Annotated in this window: 17 protein-coding genes; 8 read left to right on the top strand and 9 right to left on the bottom strand. The window is 71.6% G+C overall.

Annotation, left to right across the window (positions count from 1 at the left end):
- Positions 1-8 precede the first annotated feature (8 nt).
- The 3 genes from E4J16_RS03420 to E4J16_RS15300 form a co-directional block, all read right to left on the bottom strand.
- Complete coding sequence (locus E4J16_RS03420; RefSeq protein ID WP_136313267.1) at positions 9-1028, bottom strand: bile acid:sodium symporter family protein; 1020 nt, start codon at positions 1026-1028, stop codon at positions 9-11.
- 66 nt (positions 1029-1094) lie between these two features.
- The gene (locus tag E4J16_RS03415) at positions 1095-1691 is read right to left on the bottom strand and encodes a biotin transporter BioY (RefSeq protein ID WP_136313266.1); all 597 of its coding nucleotides are present in this window, start codon (positions 1689-1691) and stop codon (positions 1095-1097) included.
- A gap of 115 nt (positions 1692-1806) precedes the next feature.
- Positions 1807-3129 carry a hypothetical protein gene (locus tag E4J16_RS15300; RefSeq protein WP_136313265.1) on the bottom strand — a complete coding sequence of 441 codons (1323 nt, stop codon included), beginning with the start codon at positions 3127-3129 and terminating at the stop codon, positions 1807-1809.
- A 186-nt stretch (positions 3130-3315) separates the two neighbouring features.
- Here E4J16_RS15300 and E4J16_RS03405 point away from each other — a divergent pair, with 186 nt between their 5' ends.
- A complete protein-coding gene (locus E4J16_RS03405; protein ID WP_136313264.1) occupies positions 3316-3960 on the top strand; it encodes an NUDIX hydrolase in 645 nt (214 codons plus the stop codon).
- A 17-nt stretch (positions 3961-3977) separates the two neighbouring features.
- On the opposite strand, the gene E4J16_RS03400 is transcribed toward E4J16_RS03405, so the two are convergent.
- Positions 3978-4544, bottom strand: a complete 567-nt coding sequence (locus E4J16_RS03400) for an NADPH-dependent FMN reductase (protein WP_136193497.1) — start codon at positions 4542-4544, stop codon at positions 3978-3980.
- A 183-nt stretch (positions 4545-4727) separates the two neighbouring features.
- Positions 4728-5675: a patatin-like phospholipase family protein gene (locus E4J16_RS03395; protein ID WP_136313263.1), complete on the bottom strand. Its 948-nt coding sequence runs from the start codon at positions 5673-5675 to the stop codon at positions 4728-4730.
- 106 nt (positions 5676-5781) lie between these two features.
- Between E4J16_RS03395 and E4J16_RS03390 the strand changes: the two genes are divergently transcribed.
- The gene (locus tag E4J16_RS03390; protein ID WP_136193499.1) at positions 5782-6897 is read left to right on the top strand and encodes an oxidoreductase; all 1116 of its coding nucleotides are present in this window, start codon (positions 5782-5784) and stop codon (positions 6895-6897) included.
- A gap of 133 nt (positions 6898-7030) precedes the next feature.
- Here the strand turns inward: E4J16_RS03390 and E4J16_RS03385 are convergent, their stop codons facing one another.
- Entirely contained in the window at positions 7031-8374 is a 1344-nt protein-coding gene (locus E4J16_RS03385) for a M18 family aminopeptidase (protein WP_136313262.1), read from the bottom strand.
- A gap of 169 nt (positions 8375-8543) precedes the next feature.
- Between E4J16_RS03385 and E4J16_RS03380 the strand changes: the two genes are divergently transcribed.
- The 5 genes from E4J16_RS03380 to E4J16_RS03360 all read left to right on the top strand — a co-directional run bounded on the left by E4J16_RS03380 (position 8544) and on the right by E4J16_RS03360 (position 13598).
- The gene (locus E4J16_RS03380; protein WP_136313261.1) at positions 8544-9488 is read left to right on the top strand and encodes a dihydrodipicolinate synthase family protein; all 945 of its coding nucleotides are present in this window, start codon (positions 8544-8546) and stop codon (positions 9486-9488) included.
- A 123-nt stretch (positions 9489-9611) separates the two neighbouring features.
- Entirely contained in the window at positions 9612-10931 is a 1320-nt protein-coding gene (locus tag E4J16_RS03375; protein WP_136193502.1) for an anaerobic C4-dicarboxylate transporter family protein, read from the top strand.
- 146 nt (positions 10932-11077) lie between these two features.
- Positions 11078-12085 (top strand): LacI family DNA-binding transcriptional regulator, encoded by a 1008-nt coding sequence (locus tag E4J16_RS03370; protein WP_136313260.1) that lies wholly within the window; start codon positions 11078-11080, stop codon positions 12083-12085.
- A 123-nt stretch (positions 12086-12208) separates the two neighbouring features.
- The gene (locus tag E4J16_RS03365) at positions 12209-12865 is read left to right on the top strand and encodes an HAD-IA family hydrolase (protein ID WP_136313259.1); all 657 of its coding nucleotides are present in this window, start codon (positions 12209-12211) and stop codon (positions 12863-12865) included.
- Positions 12866-12998: 133 nt separating this feature from the next.
- Positions 12999-13598 (top strand): GtrA family protein, encoded by a 600-nt coding sequence (locus E4J16_RS03360; protein WP_136193505.1) that lies wholly within the window; start codon positions 12999-13001, stop codon positions 13596-13598.
- Between the two features lie 117 nt (positions 13599-13715).
- Here the strand turns inward: E4J16_RS03360 and E4J16_RS03355 are convergent, their stop codons facing one another.
- Positions 13716-14435, bottom strand: a complete 720-nt coding sequence (locus tag E4J16_RS03355) for an aminoacyl-tRNA hydrolase (protein ID WP_136314565.1) — start codon at positions 14433-14435, stop codon at positions 13716-13718.
- Between the two features lie 85 nt (positions 14436-14520).
- Between E4J16_RS03355 and E4J16_RS03350 the strand changes: the two genes are divergently transcribed.
- Positions 14521-15150, top strand: coding sequence for an HAD family hydrolase (locus tag E4J16_RS03350; RefSeq protein WP_136193506.1), 630 nt, complete (start codon positions 14521-14523; stop codon positions 15148-15150).
- 44 nt (positions 15151-15194) lie between these two features.
- On the opposite strand, the gene E4J16_RS03345 is transcribed toward E4J16_RS03350, so the two are convergent.
- Entirely contained in the window at positions 15195-15794 is a 600-nt protein-coding gene (locus tag E4J16_RS03345) for a GNAT family N-acetyltransferase (protein ID WP_136313258.1), read from the bottom strand.
- Positions 15791-16276, bottom strand: coding sequence for a VOC family protein (locus E4J16_RS03340; protein ID WP_136193508.1), 486 nt, complete (start codon positions 16274-16276; stop codon positions 15791-15793). The genes E4J16_RS03345 and E4J16_RS03340 overlap by 4 nt, the downstream gene beginning before the upstream one ends.
- Between the last annotated feature and the right edge of the window lie 130 nt (positions 16277-16406).

Raw genomic sequence — 16406 nt, 5'->3', positions numbered from 1 at the left:
ACGAGCCGCTAGATGATGGGCGTCAAGGCGGCGGCGCGAGCGTCCCGACGGCGGAACAGGGCCGCCACCACGGCGCCGGAGAGGTTGTGCCAGATGGAGAAGACCGCACCCGGCAGGGCCGCCTCCGGGCTGAAGTATTGGGCGGCGAGCCCGGCAGCCAGGCCGGAGTTCTGCATGCCGACCTCAATGGCGGTGGTACGCGAGGCCTTCTCGTCACGGCTGGTCACCCGGCCGATGCCGTAGCCGAGCAGGTAGCCCAGGCAATTGTGCACGGCGACCACCACCAGCACCAGCGCTCCGGCGGAGGCGATCTTGTCGGCCGAGCCGGAGACGACCGCAATCACCACATAGCAGATGCCGAGCACCGAGACCCAGGGCATGACCGGCAGCACCCGCTCCACGAACCGCCCCAGGAGGGCACGGACCACCAGGCCGCCGATAACCGGCACCAGCACGATCTTGACGATCGACATGGCCATGGAGCCGGCGTCGACGGGCATGTACTGGCCGGCGAGCCACTGGGTCAGTAACGGCGTCATCAGCGGGGCCAGCAGGGTGGAGATCGAGGTCATGGTCACCGACAGGGCGACATCTCCGCGGGAGAGGTAGGAGATGACGTTGGAGGAGGTGCCGCCGGGGGCGCAGCCGACCAGGATGACGCCGGCGGCCAGGGCCGGGTCCAGTTGGAAGACGCGGGTCAGGGTCCAGGCGATCAGCGGCATGACCACGAACTGGGCGGCCACCCCCACCAGTACCGGCAGGGGGCGGCGCACCACCAGGGCGAAGTCGGGGAGCGTCAGGGTCAGGCCCATGCCGAACATGATGATGCCCAGGGCATAGTTGGTGCCGGCCGCCAGTGGGCTGAGCGCCTCGGGGGCCGTCATTGCGGCGGCGAACGCCAGCAGGATCAGCAGCGGGAAGACCGTGACGGCGATGTATGCCGAGCGGTCCTCGTCACTGCGCTGCGCGGCCACGGGGCGGGAGCCTGCAGGCCGGGAGGACTCGGGGGAATCGACTGAGTTGACCATGTTGCAGTCCTATCGCCGCTTAGTGGGCAATGGACACCCGATCTCAGGATCCGGGAGTGGGGCGGGTCAGCGCAGGGCCGCCGGGCGGGGCAGCAGGGCAGCCGCCAGGGACTTGAGCAGGTCGCCGATGATGAACGGCGCGAGCCCCAGGGAGACGGTAGTGGCCCAGGAGGCACCGGTGGCGGCGTGCAGCCAAACCAGCCCGGGGGCGTAGACGAGTGCGGAGGCAGCCAGCATCAGGCCCACCCGCAGCGCCACCGCGCGCGCAGTCGCCGCGCCCGCACCCCGATCAAGGGTGATGGGCGTGGCCCGTCCGGCCAGGAGCGCCGCCGGCCCGTAGCCGAGCACGTACCCGAAGGATACGGTGATACCGCCGCTCCAGCCCGCGAGCACCGGGGCGCCGAGCGCGGCCGCAGCGGCGAACAGCGCAACGGCGGCAAGGCCGCGGCGCGAGCCGAGCACGCCGCCCACTCCGAGGGCCGCCAGGGTGCCCAGGGTCACCGGCACCGGCGTGAAGGGCAGGGGCAGGGCGACCTGGCCGATCAGGGCTATGGCGGCGGCGCCACCGGCGATGAGCGCCGCCTCGCGGACGACACGGCGAGCCAGGGGCACAGCTTCGGAATCGGTGTTAACGCGGATGGCAGGGCGCAGGTTTGTGCTCATGCCACCACCGTAGGGGTTGAGTTCGCCGCGACGCACCGCCGTTTGCCGCCCGTATCCGCGACCGCATCTTGTGGGATACCTCCAAGTTCGCCCGCAGCCCACTTGAGCCGCCGGCTCAGGAGACGGTGACGTCGCCGGACGTGGTGCCGGTGGCGGCGCCGCCGTTGGTGGTGCTGACGGTGATGGCAGAGGTGCTCCCGGCGGTGATGGCACCGGCGAAGCTGGTTCCGTCCAGGGTGAGGGTCAGGATGCCGCCGTTGGAGCCGGAGTTGCCCCAGCGGTCCTCGTCGGCGGTGGCCAGGCCGCCGGTGGTCTCCAGGGCGCAGCCGGTGAGCGTGGCCTCGGCGGTGGTGTTGGTGACGTAGAGGATCGGCACCTCCCGGCTGCAGGTCAAGGAGACGTCGGTGAGCGCGAGGGTGGAGGCCTCGGTGGCGGCGTCGGAGTCGGCTGCGTCCCCGGACATGGACTGGTACAGCATGACGCCGGCGGTCTCCGAGTCGGTGGTGAAGGTCGAGTCGGAGACGGTGGCGTGGTTCTTGCCCTCAACCACAATCGCCTGCCCCTGCGCGGAGGCACCGGTCAGGCCGGAGACGGTGATCTCACCGGTGGAGTAGATGCAGGGCGAGCCGTCGCCGGCGGTGGTGAAGGTGTTCGTACCGTCCACCGTCACGGTGCCGGAGCCGCGGTCGGTGGCGACGGCGGCGCAGTGGGCGCCCTCGGTGGTGATGGTCAGGTTGGCGCCGGTGATCGCCCCGGCGTAGGTGGCGTGCAGGCCGCGGGAGGACTCGCCGGTGGTGGCGATGGCGCTGGCGGTGATGGTGGCGCTGGCGCCGCCGGTGGCGACGACGGCGTTGGCGCCGGAGGCGCCGGTGGTCAGCGTGGTCTGGTCGATGCTGGCGCTGCTGCCCTCGCCGACGACCACGATCGCGGAGTTGAGCCCGTAGAAGCTGTAGGAGTCGTCCACCCCGTGCTCGCCGTCGGTGGAGGCGTCGCCCGACTTGCTGACGCGGGCGTTGGTGACGGTGAGGCTCCCGCCGTTGACGACCAGGAAGACGGTCTCGTCGCCGTTGGTGGATTCGAAGGTGCCGCCGTCGATGGTGGCCGTGATGCCGTCGACGAGGTAGGCACCGCTCAGGGTGATCTCCTTGTCGCCGATCGAGCCGGTCCAGGAACCGCCCGACAGGGCGGTGTTCGACTCGGATGCCTCGTGGTACTCCGGGCCGACGGAGGCCTCCGCGGCGGCGGAGGTGGCGGTGGTGTCCGCATCGGCGGCCGCCTCGGTGGTGCCTGTGGCGGTGGAGGCGGAGCCGTTGTAGGGGCCGCAGGCCGCCAGCACGCTGACCGTGGCCAGGCCGAGTCCGCCCAGCAGCACGGAGCGGCGCCGCATGCCCAAACGGTCCTCGTCGAGGTCGGCGGTGTATTCGGTGGTTCGGCTCATACGCATGGGGATCTCCTTCAGGTGTGCTGCCGGCGCCCGACAACGGTGCCCATGTTCCACCGCCGCCGCGGCATCGGCTTGCTGGTCACCGACCAGTCTGGTGATCCCGCTTATGCGCCACCTGTGCACCCCGTGGGGCTCCGGCGTGAAAGCCACGAGGCTGCAGCGCTGCGCTAGCGTGCAGGCATGCCCGCTCTCCCCCGTCCCACCGGCGCCGACGACGCCGTGCCCGCCGGCACCGCCGCTCCCTTCGCGCTCGTGCCCGCCGCCTACGTGCTGCTGCTGCGTCCCCGAAAGGACGCCGCCACAGTCATGACCACGGGGGCACTCGGCACCGGACATCCCATCGGCGTCGACCGCGCGCCCCGCTCCCCTGCCGACGGGCCTGACGGCGCCGCCGCAACCGAGGTGCTGCTGCAGCTGCGCCGCAACACCGGCTTCATGGACGGGCACTGGGCCGCGGGGATCGCCGGGCACGTCGAGCCCGGCGAGTCGGTGACCGCGGCGGCGGTGCGCGAGGGCGCCGAGGAGCTGGGCTTGGACGTCACCCCCGGCGACCTGGTGCCGCTGACCGCCATGCACCGCTCCAATGCCATCGGCGGGCCGGCCCGCGAGCAGCGTGCGGACTTCTTCTTCACCCTCAACCGCTGGCGCGGCACGCCGACGATTCAGGAGCCTGCCAAGTGCGGCGGCCTGAAGTGGTTCGCGCTGGACGACCTGCCCGAGCCGATTGCGCCGCACGAGCTATCGGTGCTGCGGCTACTGGCGACTGCGCTCGACTGCGGGCTGCCGGTACCGGCAATCACGTCCTTCGGCTTCCCCGGGGACTGAAGCCCGCACAGTGGCCGTCAGGCCTTACGGGCGTTGATGGAGGCGACCACGGCGTCAAGGGTGGCGGCGAGCTCGCCGTCACGCAGGTCGGCGGGAGTGAAGGTGCTCATGTCCGCGGAGGCGTCGGTGTACAGCATCAGCTGCACCGCCGGGAAGACGGTGTGCACGCTCCATCCGCCCAGCACCGTGCGCCACTGCTCGACGGCACGGATCGCGCCGTCGCCGGAGTAGCCGACGAAGCCGACGGTCTTGTTCTGGAACTCGGAGAAGAGGTGGTCGGTCGCGTTCTTGAAGGCGCCGGGGATGCCGTGGTCGTACTCGGAGGTGACGAACACGAAGCCGTCCTGGGAGTCGATGGCCTCGGACCAGGCCTGCACCCGCGGGTCGTCATACTGCTTGTTGGCCATCGCGGGTGGAACCTGCGAGGTGAACAGGGGCAGGTCGAAGGACTTGACGTCGATGATGGAGTAGTGGGCGTCGCCGCGGGCGCGCGCGTGCTCAAGCACCCACTCGGCGATCTGCTCGCCGAGGCGGACCTCCCGCACCGATCCGAGGACGATCCCGATCTTGGGCTTACTGGTCATGAGAATGCTCCTTCACGCCATAGCCCGCCCGGGTCCGGGCGGCACAGGGCCCAACTCAACACGGGAGCCGGCCCCAGGGCCAGCGAAACCGAACGTTGACACTGTCACACTCCCGTTACGGGTGCGGTCGCCGGGCCGGCCCGGGCGGTGCGTGTCAGGCCCCGCCGCTCCGGGCGGCACGACTCAGGCGCCCAGGAAGTCCAGGATGTCCGGCAGCTCGCGGCGCGCCTGGGCCAGGCCCGCCTCATAGGCGCCCACCACGCGGTCGTAGCGCAGCTCACCGTTCTCAATCGCCATACGGTCGGGCTGGAACAGGTAGACGCGTCCCTCGCGCCGCCCCTGTTCCAGCTCCTCAATGGTCCGGTTGTAGGCGGCGGGCCGGTTGATGATCGCCTCGGCGACCTCCGGCTGCTTGTGGAACATGCGCCGGTAGGCGGCGGCACGCTTCTCCGCGGGCTTGCGGTAGCCGGCCGGCCGGGTGGAGACCACGAGCATGCGCTCATAGCCGTCGGCTGCGGCCGCGTCCGTGGCGAAGCCGCCGGTCGGGCCGAGTGCGCCATCCAGGTACGGGGCGTCGTCGATGTGGACGGTGGGCATGAGCACCGGCATGGATGAGGAGGCCTGGCAGCGCACCAGCAGGTCGTTCATGACCTGCATGTCCTCCAGGCCCCAGTAGACCTCCTCACCGGTGTCGCAGCGGAAGGAGCCGATGCGCACGGTCGCCTCCGAGGCCTTGAAGGTCTCCCAGTCGAAGGGGAACAGCTCACCCGGCAGGGAGGTGTGCTGGTAGATGTGCTCGGAGTTGAAGTAGCCGCGCCCGCGCGCGAAGCTGCCCCAGCCGCCGGCGTCCGGGTCGGTGGTCAGCCCAACGAATGCCTCGCGCGTGCGCCACAGGTCGCGCGAGACCATGTTGACGGTGTTCGTGGATCCGGCGGAGATGCCGCCGACCCAGGGGAAGAACAGCCCCTCCTCCAGCAGCACCTGCACTAGCGCTGCGGTGTAAGTGCCACGCATGCCGCCGCCCTCGAACACGAGGGCGACGTCGTCGACGCGCCGAGTGATCGGGGCGGGCGCATGGGCGGGATCGCCGAAGGGAACAGGACGAGAGGGGGCGAGGGTAGAAGTGGTCATGATGAGTAAAGGCTATCGAGCCCGCGCGGGCCGTTGCAGTGATCCCGACCGCATTACCTTTTGTTGCCCCCTTACGGATTACGGCCGTGTCGCGTAGCGTTGACTCATGGCGCATCCCTTGTTATTGGATTCCCTGACCGTGCGGGGGCTCACCGCCCGCAATCGCCTATGGCTCCCACCCATGTGCATGTACTCGGTCACCGCCGAGGACGGCCGCCCCAGCAACTGGCATGTGCTGCACTACGGCACCCGCGCCCAGGGCGGCTTCGGCACGATCATCGTCGAGGCCAGTGCCGTCACCCCGGAGGGGCGCCTGTCCCCCAACGACCTGGGCCTGTGGGACGACGCCCAGGTGGACGGGCACCGCCGCATCGTCGAGGCGATCCACGCCGGCGGGGCGCTGGCCGGGGTGCAGCTCGGGCACGGCGGCCGCAAGGCGGGCACTCCCCCGTGGCGGCCCGACGTGGAGGGCGCGCGGTCGGGCACGCTGCCCGGCTGGGAGCTGGTGGCGCCGAGCGCCGCGCCCTATCCCGGGCACGCCATGCCGCGGGCGCTGGCGACGGAGGAGATCGCCGACTCCGTCCGTGCCTTCGCCGACGCCGCCCGCCGCGCCGTGGCGGCGGGCTATGACGTGATTGAGCTGCACGGCGCGCACGGCTACCTGATCCACCAGTTCCTGTCCCCCCTGTCCAACACGCGCACCGACGCCTACGGCGGCTCCCCGGAGGGACGGCGGCGCTTCCCCCTGGAAGTCGTGGCTGCGGTACGCGAGGCCATCGGGGATGACACGGTCCTGGACATCCGCCTGTCGGCCACCGACTGGGCAGAGGGCGGGCTCACCGGGGAGGACACCGCCGAGCTGTCCCGGCAGCTGGTTCGGGCCGGCGTGGATGTGCTGCACGTGTCCACCGGCGGGAATGTGCCCGGGAAGGTGCCGGTGGGGCCCGGCTACCAGGTGCCCTTCGCGGCGCAGGTCAAGCAGGCGGTCGCCGGGCTGACGACGCCGGGGGGCGGGCAGGCGCAGGTGGTCGCCGTCGGCATCATCGACTCCGGGCTGCAGGCCGAGCAGATCCTGGTGGCCGGCCTGGCCGACGCCGTCGCAGCCGGCCGTGCCGCCCTGCGCGACCCGTACCTGCCGGTGCGCTGGAGCCACGAGCTGGGGGTCAACGACTGGCGCGCCGCCCACCTGCCGGTTCAGTACTGGCGGGGAGCCTGGCGCTGAGCGCGGGCCGCCCCTGAGCGGTGACGCCGGGCGGTTGCGGTCGGCGGCCGCCCGGCATCAGCCTGCGCGGTCGGCGCCCGGGCGGGCGCCCCAGCCGGGCGGGCGGACGGCGGTATGCCGGGTTCACCGCCGCTCAGGCTCCCTGCCAGTAGGAGTGCATGGCCCGGGCCAGGCGGCCGCCGTCGGCGACGGCGCACATCTCCCGCTGGGAGTGCATGGACAGCAGCCCCTGGCCGACGTCGACCGTGGGGATGCCCAGGCGGGTGGCGGTCAGCGGGCCGATCGTGGTGCCGCAGGGCACGGCGTTGTTGGACACGAAGTCCTGAGTGGGTACGGCCGCTGCACGGCAGGCGCGCATCCAGGCGGCCACGGCCGCGGCGTCGGTGGCGTAGCGCTGCTGAGCGTTGATCTTCAGCAGCGGGCCCCCGCCGAGGACGGGACGCACGGCGGGATCGTGCAGCTGCGGGTAGTTCGGGTGGACGGCGTGGCCGGCGTCGGCGGAGAGGCACAGCGAGCGGGCCAGCAGGGCGGGATAGGCGTCGTCGGCCACGCCCATTGCCCGGGCCAGCCGCTCCAGGACGGTCTCCAGGAAGGGTCCGGCGGCGCCGGCGCGGGTGCCGCTGCCGACCTCCTCGTGGTCGTTGGCGACGAAGACGATCGGGTCGGTCGTGCCGATGTCCGCACCCTCACGCGCCAGCGCCTCCAGGGCAACCAGTGCGGCGTGCACGGAGGAGAGGTTGTCCAGGCGCGAGGAGGCGAGGAGCTCGCCGCGGCGCCCGAAGCGCGCCGGGGGCTCGGTGGGGTAGGTGAGGATATCGGCGAAGGCCAGGTCGGCGGGGTCGATGCCGGCCAGTTCGCACAGGTAGCGCTCGGGCGCGTCGGGGCCGGGCCGGGCGGCCGCGACGTCGGAGGGGTCCGCCAGCGTCCACAGCGGCAGCAGGTGTGCCTGCCTGTCCAGGTGCAGGGAGTCGTTCACGGAGCGGTGCAGGTGCGGGGCCACCTGCGCGACGCGGGCGATGGGGCCGGTGCGCACCAGCCGGGTGGCGCCGTCGCGGGTGACCAGGCGTCCGGCCAGCCCGAGCTCACGGTCCAGGAAGGAGTTCAGCAGCGGCCCGCCGTAGACCTCCACGTTCAGCAGCTGCACGCCGTCGCGCACCATGGCGGCACGGGGCTTGAGCCGCAGGGCGGGTGAGTCCGTGTGGGCGCCGACGATCCGCAGTCCGGCGTCCGCGCCCAGCCGCTCGGGCAGCAGCCAGGCGATGATGGCGCCGTCGCGGATGGTGTAGCCGCGCCGCGGCAGGTCGGCGCCCCAGGGCTCGTGCTCGTCGATGGCGGTGAGGCCGACGGCGTCCAGGCGCCGCGCGACCTCCGCGGCCGCGTGGTAGCTGGTGGGCGAGGCGGTGACGAGCCCGCAGATGGAGTCGGCGTAGGCGTCGTCGTCGTGCAGCGCATCGAGCGCGGTATCGGGATCTGCCATGGGCCCAAGTATGGCCCTGTCGGGAGAGCCGTATACGCACCCCCCTGGGCCCTAGGGCCTATAGACAGGCAGGTGGCCGCACCCATATGCTTGCAATCGTTCCCGGGAACGATTGCATCGGTTCCCGGGAGTCCCGAATCCGCTCGCATTCCCAAGGAAGTGAACCGACATGAGCGTTCCAGTACCCAACCTGCGCGGCCTCAACCCCGCCCCCGTCACCCCCTTCACCCCCGACGGCGATATCGACTTCCCCGCCATCAAGCGCCTGGGCTCCTGGCTGGGATCCTTCCCGGAGGTAACCTCGCTGGTCGTCCTGGGCCACGCCGGGGAGGGCACCTTCCTCACCCAGGCCGAGCAGGTGGCCGTTATCGAGGCCTTCGTCGCCTCCACCGACGGCCGCGTGCCGGTAGTCGCCGGCATCACCGGCGAGGGCACCAAGGTCGCCTGCGAGGAGGCGCAGCGCGCCGTTGATGCCGGAGCCACGGCCGGCCTGGTCTACCCCTCCCACGGCTGGCTGCGCTTCGGCTTCCAGCCCGGCGCCCCGCAGGACCGCTACCGGGCCATCTACGAGGAGACCGGACTCAACGAGATCCTCTTCCAGTACCCGGACAACACCAAGTGCAGCTACGACCTGGACACCCAGTTGGAGATCGCCGCACTGCCCGGCGTGCACTACACCAAGAACGGCGTGCGCAACATGAAGCGCTGGGACACCGAGATCCCGGTGCTGCGGGAGGCCTTCCCGGACCTGACGATCATGAGCTGCCACGATGAGTACCTGCTGCACACCATGTTCGACGTCGACGGCCTCCTGGTCGGCTACGGCAACATCGCCCCCGAGCTGCTCATCAAGCTGCTAAAGGCCGGCCAGGCACACGACTACGACGCCACCCGGGCCATCCACGACCAGCTCCTGCCGGTAACCAAGGCCGTCTACCACCGCGGCAGCCACATGGAGGGCACCGTAGCCCTGAAGGAGGCGCTGGTGGAGCGCGGCGTGCTGGAGACGGCGACCGTGCGCTCCCCGCTGCGGCCCCTGGCCGAGGGTGCCCACGAGGAGATCGCCGCCGCGCTGGCCGCCGCCGGCCTCGGCAAGGCACAGATCCCGGCCTGACCGGACGGGGCGTGGCGGTCACCGGCGTACACCGCGGCCGCCACGCCCCGCCTCACCCGGCGTCGCGGCGATCATGCCTGGCGTCGGCCCGTCTCCCAACCACCGCCCACAATGGAGTAGGCCGTGATCCTCCTACAGTTCCTCGTCTTCATCGCCTTCATCATCATCGGCGCCAGAATCGGCGGCATCGGCATCGCCTTCGCCGCAGGCGCGGGAGTATTCGTACTGTCCCTGCTCGGCGCCGCCCCCGGCGACCTGCCCATGCAGGTGATCGTATTCATCATGGTGGTCATCTACTCGGCAGCGGCCATGCAGGTCGCCGGCGGGATCGACTACCTGGTGAACCTCACCGACCGGCTGCTGCGGGCACATCCCAAGTACCTGGCGCTACTGGCGCCGATGGTGACCTACCTGCTGACCTTCGCCGCCTCCACCGGACAGGTCTCCTTCGCAACCATGCCGGTGATCGTCGAGGTCGCCAAGGAGAACAACATCCGCCCCACCCGTTCCCTGGCGGTGGGCGTGGCCGGATCCCTGCTGGGCATCACCGCCTCACCGATCTCCGCCGCCGTGGTGTTCCTGTCCGGCCAGTTGGAGGAGACGAACACCGGGTGGACCTTCATCGACCTGATCCTGGTGTCGATCCCCGCCACCTTCCTGGGAACCATGACCACCGCCCTGCTGTTCATGCTGTGGGACAAGGCCCGCGGCGACGACCGGCTCGACGCCGTGCCGGAGTATCGGCGCCGGCTGGAGGCGGGTGAGGTCTCCCCGCCGCGGCACCAGGTCCGCGATCTACGCCCGGGCGCCAAGCTGTCGGTGCTGATCTTCGTGATCGCCCTCGTGATCGTGCTGGCCTACTCCATCGCCATCTCCGAGAAGGTCGGACTGATCGCCAACCCCGTCATGGACGCCGGTCAGTGCCGCATCAGCGTCATGCTCGCCGCCGCCGGGGCGATCGTCGTGGCCTGCCGGGCCAACCCGAAGGCAATTCCAGGATCCTCCATCTTCCGCACCGGCATGAACGCCTGCGCCTGCATCCTCGGCGTCGCCTGGCTGGGCACCACTTTCATGACCGCCAACCAGGACTGGATCCAGGCGCACCTGGGCGATGCGCTCGCAGGCAGGCCCTGGCTGTTCGCCCTGCTCGTGGTGGTCGCCTCCTCGCTGCTCTACTCGCAGGCGGCATCCACCAAGGCACTGTTCCCGACGGCGCTGGCTATAGGCGTCGCCCCGGCCACCGTAGTCGCCTGCTTCCCGGCGACCTCCTCCCTGTTCATCCTGCCCACCTATCCGACCCTGCTGGCAGCGGTCGAGCTCGATGACACCGGCTCTACCCAGCTCGGCACGCACTTCTTCGACCACCCCTTCCTGATCCCTGGCCTCATGGCCACCGGGCTGAGTGTGCTCTACGGATTCGCGCTGGCCGCCGTCGTCGTCTAACCGCCGTGTTCCGCGGCGGGTTTGCCGGCGGGCGCGTGACCCCGCCCCAGGAGAAGCGGTCACATATGAGCGCTGCCGCGCTCTAGGCACCTCCTCATTCGCCAGGGCCCCGCTACGATGCGGTCAGCGAGCGAGGAGGCGCAGCCGTGAAGACCGTTACTCTCAAGGACGTTGCCGCCGCCGCAGGCGTGTCCACATCGACCGTCTCCCGGATCCTCGACGAACGCCTACCTCCCTCCCACACCGCCACCGCTGAACGCGTCAGGCAGGCGGCCGCACGCCTCGGGTACCGCCGCGACGCCGCCGCCTCCGCGCTGCGCCGGGGCGACACCGGCACGGTGGGGGTGCTGGTGCCGCGCCTGTCTGACACCGTGATGGCACTCCTGTTCGAGGCCATATACGCCGAGGCCGCCTCCCGGGGCCTGTTCGCACTCGTATCCGTATGCGGGGACGACTCCGCCGCCGAGTCCCACGCCGTCGACTCGCTGCTGGCCCGGCGCGTCGACGGCCTGGTGCTGGCCACCGCACGACTCGACGACCCCCTGCCCAACTCCCTGCGCGAACGGGGCGTGCCGCATGTGCTCGCGCTGCGCACCGACGGCGTGTCCCCCTCCTCCGTGTGCGACGACGAGCTCGGCGGCTATCTGGCCACCCGGCATCTGATCGACCTCGGCCACACCGCCATCGCCGTGCTGCCCGGCCCCGACTTCACCTCCACCGCCAAGCAGCGTCTGGCCGGGTACCACCGCGCCATGGCAGAGGCCGGCCTGGAGGCGCCCGCGGAGCGGGTCCGGCACTGCGGCTTCGGATATGCGGCGGGCCTTCGGACCGCTAGCGGCATGCTGGCGGGCTCCCCGGACACGACGGCGGTATTCGCCGCCAACGACAACCTGGCCCTGGGGGCGCTCGCCGCCGCGAACGCCCTGGGACGCGCCGTGCCCGGGGATCTGAGCGTGGTCGGTTACAACGACACCCCGCTGGCCACCCAGCTGGCCGTGCCGCTGACGACCGTGCGGGTGCCCTTCGACCTGATCGCCGCCGGGGCACTCGATCTGCTGGCCGCGCAGGCTGCGGGCACCGGCGAACAGCCGCCCAGCCGTGTAGCCGTCCCCACGCTCATCCCCCGGCGCTCAGCCGTATCCCGCGAGCGCTAGCGGCACCCGCCCGCTAACGCCACGCCTACGCCGCCGCCCGGCCCCCGAACGCACCCACCCGCCATCCGGTCAGCGCCCCGGCGACCACTGGCCAAACACCCTGCTTTGCGCCACGATCACCACATGACGCCGACCCCCCGCCCCGCTCCGCCCGCCATCCCCGCCCTCGGCACCGGTCCGGTACGCGCCGTGCTCTTCGATGCCGACGGCGTACTGCAGCTGATCGGCACCCCCTGGGACCAGGCCTTGACCGCCGGCGGGGGCGCGGAGTTCTGCCGTCGGCTCCTCGCCGAGGAGGGGGCCGCGCTGGAGGGACGCGAGAGCCTGCGCACGCTGCTGGAGCGGCTGTCCGGCGAGCTGGGGCTCACCGCGAGCGCGGAGCAGCTGTTGGAACTGTGGTGGCGGGCCACGCCGGACCCGGTCGCCTGGCAGATCGTGCGCGACCTCAAGCAGGCCGGCTACACCACGGTGCTGGCCACCAACCAGCAGCATGAGCGGCGCGCCTGGATGCGCTCGGCACTCGGCTACGACGGCCTGTGCGACATCGACGCCTACTCCTGCACACTCGGGGCGGCCAAGCCCAGCCCGAGCTACTTCCGCGCCGTGCTGGAGCTGGCGGGGGTGACTCCGCAGGAGGCACTGTTCGTGGATGACAACGCGGCCAACATCTCCGCGGCGGGGGCGCTCGGCATCCGCACGGTGCACCACCCGGCCGACGCCGGTGGTGCGCTGCTGCGCCAGGAGGTCGTCGCCGCGCTCCAGGACGCGCCTCGTCCTTGAGGAGGAGATGCCGGTCGGAGACCTCATACTTTCGGAATCCAGAGTTCATCCACACGGGCTTGCGAGGCCTTCCCGGACGCACAAGACTCAGACCTGTAAGGCGCGTCCGACGCAGGCGCCCGAAAGGAAGACCATGACGAGCATCACGACGTCCGGACAAGTGCGGGGGCAGTGCCCCGTCCCCACTGCCGCCCGGGCGCCGCACACCGTGACGGCGGCAGCCGCGGCCCACCGCCGTTTCAACGCCCGCTTGGAGGACCCCGCTCGTCGTGCCCCGCGCGTCTTCCGGAGCCTGCTCGGCCGAATTCACCGGCTGCTGCCCGGGTTCTTGCGCCGCCGGGTGCCGGTGACATTCATCGGCTACGCCCTGATCAACGGCTCCGGATTCGTCATCGACATCGCTTTCCTGTGGCTGTTCTACGAGCGCCTGCACTGGTTCTACCCGCTGGCGGTGACCGTCGGCTATGCCATCGCGGGCGTGTACTCGCTGCTGCTGAACCGGTGGCTGAACTTCCAGTCCCACGGATCGCTGACTTCCCAGGGGTCGCGCTACGCGGTCGGCCTGGTCTCCCAGTACGTCATCTTCATCCTGGGCCTGTCCAGCCTGCTGCACCTGGTGGGCGTCAACGCCGAGCTGGCGCGGTTCACCTCCGCCTGCTGCGAGGGGATCTACCTGTACGTGCTGATGCGGCTGTGGGTGTTCCGCGGCACCCCCGAGCCCGCGGCCGCCTGAATCCCGCCTGCGCCGACGCCCGCCACGCGGACAAGGACACCCGAGCCTGCGGTTGGCCAGCCGCCCGCGGCCCCTCCGCCCCACCGCCCAACTGGGCGGCGGGGCGCCGTCGTACCCTCACCAGTAGGCGCGCGTGGTCTCGGTGGGCCCGTCCAGCTCGGTGAAGCCCGCGTCCACCACCGACACCGGTCGCAGCTGCTCCCGCCACGCCGCTGCCGTCGGGAACACGACCCGCACCCGGTACCCCTGCGCCGCCCACTGCTCCCGCAGCTCCGCGGGCAGCTGTGGACTCTCCCAGGCCAACTGGGCGGCGTGCGCGACCTGGGCGCACAGCTTCCCACTGGTCATCTCCTCCAACGGGGTGACCTCCACGGTCACCAGTGCCTGCGGGGAGGCGGACTCGGCGGTCAGGGCAATCCCCCGGGCGGCGTCGGGGTCCCGGGCGACGGCGGCGGTGATCGCCGCGGGCGGTGGCGGCAGCTCCTCCCCGTGCGGGAAGTGCGTGCCCTCCACCTGCGTCTTAGCCAGGGCAGGCGGCAGTGGACGCACCGGGCCGGGGACGATCGCGCGCGCCTCGGCCACTGCCCACCCGGCGGGCCCCGCCTGGGCGACGGTGACGCCGGGCAACTCCTGGACCTCCTCCCAGCGCCGGCCGCGGGCGCGCCGCACCAGCTTGCGGATACGCCCGTCCCGCCAGTACTCGACGGCCTCATGCCAGGGGCCGCCCGGCGCGGCCTCGGCTGTTGCCAGCAGCGAGACGACGGCGCGGGCGGTGGCCTCGGCGACGTCGATGCGGCGGGGCGGGCGGACCTTGTCGTAGTGGACGGCGATCTGCATGGCCCAGGGGACGGCGTGATCGGCATTCCCGGACGAGGATGCCCAATCGGCTGCCACGGGACCGGAATGCGGGGACAATGACTGCATGCGTCACATTATCTGGGACATGGGCGGCACCTTGGTGGACACCTACCCTGAGGTCGACCGCGCCCTGTGCGAGGCGGCGTTCGGGGACACCACCGCCGAGCACCTGCGCCACGTCACCGGCCTGACCCGGCACTCCATCGCCCATGCGATCGCAACCCTGAGCGCCGAACGGCGCCTGGACCCCGAATTGCTGGAGGCGGCATACGCCGACCTGAAGGAGCGGTGGCGCACCCGCCCCGCACCCATCATGGACGGCGCACGGGAGGTGATGGCGCGGGTGAGCGAGCTGGGCGGCCTGAACCTGGTTGCCACGCACCGGGATCGGGCCTCCGCCTCCGCACTGCTGCAGGGGCTGCACCTGGAGATGGACGACGTCGTCTGCGCCCCCGACGGCATCGCCCGTAAGCCCCTTCCGGACATGAACCTGCTGCTGGCGATGCGGCACGGCCTGAACCCGGCGGAGGTGCTGTGCGTCGGAGACCGGCCGATAGACGTGATGGCCGCCCGGGAGGCGGGCATGCCGGCGGCGCTGCTGGTCCGCCCGGGCACCTCCGTGACCCTGCCGGATGACGCCCCCGGCGCACTCGTGGTCGCCAGCCTGCGGGACCTGCTCCCCCTGCTGGACTGAGACCCGGATCCAGGCGCAGCCGCCGGCTCGGGCTCCGGTGTCGCTCAGGCCTCCGCCGCACCCGGCAGACGCATGAGCAGCGCGTCGCCGTCGAATACGAGGCCCGCGTAGCCGTCCACGTGGGCGGTCTCCTCGAAGCCTGCGGCGAGGTGAGCGGCAACAGAGGCATGATTGGCGGTCTCGACGACGCTGAACAGGTCCTCCCCCGGGTCAATCTCCCGCACTGCCGCGCCCACGGCGGTCAGCAGGCTGCGACCGATTCCGCGGCGGCGCGCATCCGGGTCCACGATGAGGCCGGACACCATCCACCGCTCCGGGCGGCCCTCCTGCAGATCACCGGGAAGCAGGAAGGCACCGGACAGGGCGACGGGCACGGCGCGGGAGTCGGCCAGGGCCGGATCCTCGCCATGCGCGGACCGAGCCGGCTGGCCAGTGAGCTCACTAGCCCCGTCCGGGCTCGACTCGGCGGCGCCGCCCGGCGCCGGCAGCGAGGCCAGCAGCAGTACGGGCAGGGCGTCAATCATGCGCGGCGCCTGGTCCAGCGCCTCCTCCACGGAGATGCCCCGCAGCGCGAGCAGGCGGGCGACCCGTGGGGCGTCGTCGGGGCGGGCGGGACGAATGCGTACCTTCGACGCTGGGCTCATGCCGGCTCCCCCTCGGCGGTGAGCGCGGCGTCATCGGCGTCGTCAGCGTCGTCGCCTGTCGCGGCGGGTGTCTCCCCGGCGGCGGCCGGGCCAACCCCCTGTTCACCGTAGAAGGCGAGTTCCAGGAGGTTGCCGTCCGGGTCGCGCAGGTAGATGCTGCGCATGGGGCCGCGGGCCCCGGAGCGGGCGACCGGGCCCAGCTCGATCTCGGTCCCCGTCCGGGCCAGGTGGGCGACGACGTCGTCAAGCGGGGCGTCAACCACGAGGCACAGGTCGGTGCTGCCGACGGCGGGGGCGGCCGCCTCCGGGGTGAGGCGCCCGTCTGCGGGCCGCAGGTTCAGCTTCTGCTCCCCCAGCCGCAGCGCGACCCGGCCGCCGTCGAAGGTGAAGGCCTCCAGGCCGAGTACGCGTGTGTAGAAGTCGACTGCGGCCGGGACCGAGGCGACGGTCAGGACGAGGTGGTCGATGCCGGTGACACGCATGGTCTCATCATGCACCCGCGGGCCCCGGCACCGGCTTTGAGTCGGTGCCGGGGCCCGCGGGTGCACGCGCTCCTGCGGCGGGTGTGGGCCACGGGCCGTTCGGCTCCGTCACCGGCCCGGTGGCTTCACC

Origin of the sequence: Actinomyces procaprae (genome assembly GCF_004798665.1) — a bacterium.
Taxonomy (GTDB): Bacteria; Actinomycetota; Actinomycetes; order Actinomycetales; family Actinomycetaceae; genus Actinomyces; species Actinomyces procaprae.
The sequence above is the reverse complement of the archived record's forward strand: the minus strand, read 5'-3'. Positions and strand labels throughout refer to the sequence as shown.

Excerpts from the sequence above, each read along its gene's own strand:
- E4J16_RS03420 (WP_136313267.1), bottom strand. The coding sequence starts at position 1,028 with ATGGTCAACTCAGTCGATTCCCCCGAGTCCTCCCGGCCTGCAGGCTCC.
- E4J16_RS03415 (WP_136313266.1), bottom strand. The coding sequence starts at position 1,691 with ATGAGCACAAACCTGCGCCCTGCCATCCGCGTTAACACCGATTCCGAA.
- E4J16_RS15300 (WP_136313265.1), bottom strand. The coding sequence starts at position 3,129 with ATGAGCCGAACCACCGAATACACCGCCGACCTCGACGAGGACCGTTTG.
- E4J16_RS03405 (WP_136313264.1), top strand. The coding sequence starts at position 3,316 with ATGCCCGCTCTCCCCCGTCCCACCGGCGCCGACGACGCCGTGCCCGCC.
- E4J16_RS03400 (WP_136193497.1), bottom strand. The coding sequence starts at position 4,544 with ATGACCAGTAAGCCCAAGATCGGGATCGTCCTCGGATCGGTGCGGGAG.
- E4J16_RS03395 (WP_136313263.1), bottom strand. The coding sequence starts at position 5,675 with ATGACCACTTCTACCCTCGCCCCCTCTCGTCCTGTTCCCTTCGGCGAT.
- E4J16_RS03390 (WP_136193499.1), top strand. The coding sequence starts at position 5,782 with ATGGCGCATCCCTTGTTATTGGATTCCCTGACCGTGCGGGGGCTCACC.
- E4J16_RS03385 (WP_136313262.1), bottom strand. The coding sequence starts at position 8,374 with ATGGCAGATCCCGATACCGCGCTCGATGCGCTGCACGACGACGACGCC.
- E4J16_RS03380 (WP_136313261.1), top strand. The coding sequence starts at position 8,544 with ATGAGCGTTCCAGTACCCAACCTGCGCGGCCTCAACCCCGCCCCCGTC.
- E4J16_RS03365 (WP_136313259.1), top strand. The coding sequence starts at position 12,209 with ATGACGCCGACCCCCCGCCCCGCTCCGCCCGCCATCCCCGCCCTCGGC.
- E4J16_RS03360 (WP_136193505.1), top strand. The coding sequence starts at position 12,999 with ATGACGAGCATCACGACGTCCGGACAAGTGCGGGGGCAGTGCCCCGTC.
- E4J16_RS03355 (WP_136314565.1), bottom strand. The coding sequence starts at position 14,435 with ATGCAGATCGCCGTCCACTACGACAAGGTCCGCCCGCCCCGCCGCATC.
- E4J16_RS03350 (WP_136193506.1), top strand. The coding sequence starts at position 14,521 with ATGCGTCACATTATCTGGGACATGGGCGGCACCTTGGTGGACACCTAC.
- E4J16_RS03345 (WP_136313258.1), bottom strand. The coding sequence starts at position 15,794 with ATGAGCCCAGCGTCGAAGGTACGCATTCGTCCCGCCCGCCCCGACGAC.
- E4J16_RS03340 (WP_136193508.1), bottom strand. The coding sequence starts at position 16,276 with ATGCGTGTCACCGGCATCGACCACCTCGTCCTGACCGTCGCCTCGGTC.